The organism is Flavobacterium sp. (genome assembly GCF_043780635.1).
GTDB lineage: Bacteria > Bacteroidota > Bacteroidia > Flavobacteriales > Flavobacteriaceae > Flavobacterium.
Window position 1 is genome coordinate 1 of sequence record NZ_JAYWCK010000042.1, and the last position, 3,195, is coordinate 3,195.

At 35.9% G+C, this 3,195-nt stretch carries 2 protein-coding genes; one reads left to right on the forward strand and one right to left on the reverse strand.

The window, feature by feature from the left end:
- Positions 1-1,090: acetyl/propionyl/methylcrotonyl-CoA carboxylase subunit alpha (locus tag ACH2BV_RS04130; RefSeq protein ID WP_395048441.1), on the forward strand; the 1,090-nt coding region annotated here is incomplete at its 5' end.
- A 211-nt stretch (positions 1,091-1,301) separates the two neighbouring features.
- Here ACH2BV_RS04130 and ACH2BV_RS04135 read toward each other — a convergent pair.
- On the reverse strand, positions 1,302-3,195 hold a 1,894-nt coding region (locus ACH2BV_RS04135; protein ID WP_395049458.1), incomplete at its 5' end, for a GEVED domain-containing protein.

Here is a 3,195-nt window from a genome sequence, read left to right on the forward strand (position 1 = left end):
CGAGAATTCAAAATTTTCAAAAATATGTCAAGAACATAACGTTAAATTTATAGGTGCATCGCCAGAAATGATTGACAGAATGGGTGATAAAGCTTCGGCTAAAGCAACTATGAAAGCAGCTGGAGTTCCTTGTGTTCCAGGTTCTGAAGGTCTTTTAGAATCTTTTGAACAAGCACAAGAACTTTCAAGAAAAATGGGATATCCAGTAATGCTAAAAGCAACTGCTGGAGGCGGAGGAAAAGGAATGCGTGCTGTTTGGAAAGACGAAGAGTTACTGAAAGCTTGGGAAAGTGCTCGTCAAGAATCAGCTGCAGCTTTTGGGAATGACGGAATGTATTTAGAGAAACTTATTGAAGAACCTAGACATATCGAAATTCAAGTTGTAGGGGATTCTTATGGAAAAGCCTGTCATCTTTCTGAGAGAGATTGTTCTGTGCAAAGACGTCATCAAAAACTTACCGAAGAAACTCCTTCTCCATTTATGACTGACGAATTGCGAAAAAAAATGGGAGCGGCGGCAGTAAAAGCAGCGGAATTCATCAAATATGAAGGTGCAGGAACAGTCGAATTTTTGGTAGATAAGCACCGTAATTTCTATTTTATGGAAATGAATACTCGTATTCAGGTGGAACACCCCATTACAGAACAAGTAATTGATTATGATTTAATTCGAGAACAAATTATGGTTGCTGCTGGAATTCCAATTTCTGGTAAAAATTATTTGCCACAATTGCATGCTATCGAATGTCGTATTAATGCCGAGGATCCTTATAATGATTTCAGACCATCACCGGGAAAAATAACTACTCTTCACATGCCTGGAGGTCACGGAGTTCGTTTAGATACACACGTATATTCAGGTTATACTATTCCGCCAAATTATGATTCTATGATTGCAAAATTGATCACAACAGCTCAAACGCGTGGGGAAGCAATTAGCAAAATGAGAAGAGCTTTGGATGAATTTGTGATAGAAGGTATAAAAACTACTATTCCATTCCACAGACAGTTGATGGATGATCCAAGATATATTTCCGGGGATTATACCACGGCTTTTATGGATACTTTTAAAATGAATGATCCGGAATAAATTTAAATTTATATTTTAAGAAACCCGCATTTACATACCTAAATGGGGGTTTTTTTGTTAACACGAAGAATCAAAATTCAACTATATTCTTTTAATAGATTAGACTATTAGTTAATAATCTAGATTGTTTTTTATCACTTAATAGTAATTATATTATTCCAAAAAAAAGCTACCTCAATTGAGATAGCTTTTGATTTTAAATTTAAAAAGATTATTGTTTTATGAAGCGATTTACTGAAGTTGATTCTTTGTCAGTAACTTCTAAAAGATAAATTCCAGAACTTATGTTGGAAACATCAATCGAACCATTTGAAAGTTTTCCGTTCATTATTGATTGCCCTAACATATTATAAACTTTAAATATAGCATTTTCAGAAACTGAAGACACATTCAAAATTGATGTTGTTGGATTAGGGTACAGTTTAATTTCTGTAATTGCTTTTGCAGAAACATTAGCTATTTTGGCCACACTAGAAACAATGTTTACAGTATAATCTTCAACTTGACCAGATGCAAATGTTTCGCACATAGTAGGAATTGCATTGTATTTCATTGAAACTCGGATTCTAGTAGAGCCAACTGTTGCTGTAGCTGGAATAGTGAACGTTCCAGAAATAGGAGTTGATTTTGTAGTTCCTGTTGAGAATACTTGTTCTCCAGCATCAGCAAAATCTCCATCTCCATTATAATCTATCCATACTGCATATCCTTCAAATCTTTTTACCCCAGACCAAGTTGGTGTTATCGTAATGGTGTAAGCAGTTCCTCTAGTTGCATTTGTTGAAGTAGCGGTAAAGTTTTCATAGCCAGTTCCTCCAGTTGAAGTATTGTTGATCGTTTCAAAAACGACTTTACCAATAGTTTCATTAGCCACACTTGTACCTAGAGAAGTACAATAAACCGGAGCCAAAGTCGTAACATTTGCTATATTACTTGAAGTTGAAATATTTCCGACAGCGTCTTTAGCTTTTACCGAAAAAGTATATGCTGTCGTAGCCGTTAAACCACTCACGACATAACTTGTAGATGAGGTTGTTCCTAAAAGAATGGCTCCATTATAAACATCATATCCAGTTACTGCAGCATTATCTGTTGAACCTACCCAAGATAAAGTAGTCGTGTTTGAAGTAGTTCCAGAAGCAGCCAAACTTGCAGGCGCTGTTGGTGCAATAGTATCCGCAACAATTATAGTTTGATTTTGAGTGGCAGTATTTCCATTACCATCATTATATGTCCAAACAATATTGAAAGTTCCTTGTGTAGAATAAGTCAAAGGACTTGGAGTTGTACCTATAATAGTTCCAACGCAAATATCGGTTGCAGTTGGAGCAGTAACAGTAACAGTAGTTTGTCCCGTTGCATTTGCCAAAGTTGTTATATCAGCTATAGGAGCAACCGTATCGTCTACAATTACTGTTTGATTTTGAGTTGAAGTATTTCCGTTTCCATCATTATATGTCCAAGTAACGATTGTTGTTCCTTGAGTTGTAATAGGTAACACTGTAGAAGTAGTTCCAATTACTACGCCAGTACAACTACTTGTAGCAGTTGGTGCAGTTGTATTAGCTGAACATTGTCCAGTTATTGTTGGTAAAATTGTTAAATCAGCAACAGGCGCACAAACAGATAAAAAAGTTATAGTTTGACCAGTTGTTGTTCCGCAAGTATTAAATACTGTAACCGAAGCTGTTCCTCCAGTTGCTATATCAGCAGCAGGAATAGCAGCACTAAGTTCAGTAGAACTAACGAATGTTGTTACTCTGTTTGTTCCATTCCATCTTACGATTGATTCACCATTTACAAAATTAGTTCCATTTACGGTTAGTGTAAAATCACTACCGCCTGAAGCTATTGTAGTTGGTGAAATAGTAGATAACGTTGCAATAGGTTTCACGTTAACTACAACTTCCTCTCTAAGACCTCTAATAGGAGTAAATTTCCAATTGAAGAATGGCAAGAAAGTTCCAGTTCCACTATTTGCTGTAATTGAAATAGTTCCGTTTGTCAATGGATAAGTAATTCCAGATGTAGCTACTACTAAGTTTGTATTGGTTATTTGTCTCGAAACTAAACGTAAGCCAGTTGCAACTGGTAAAAAGAAATCC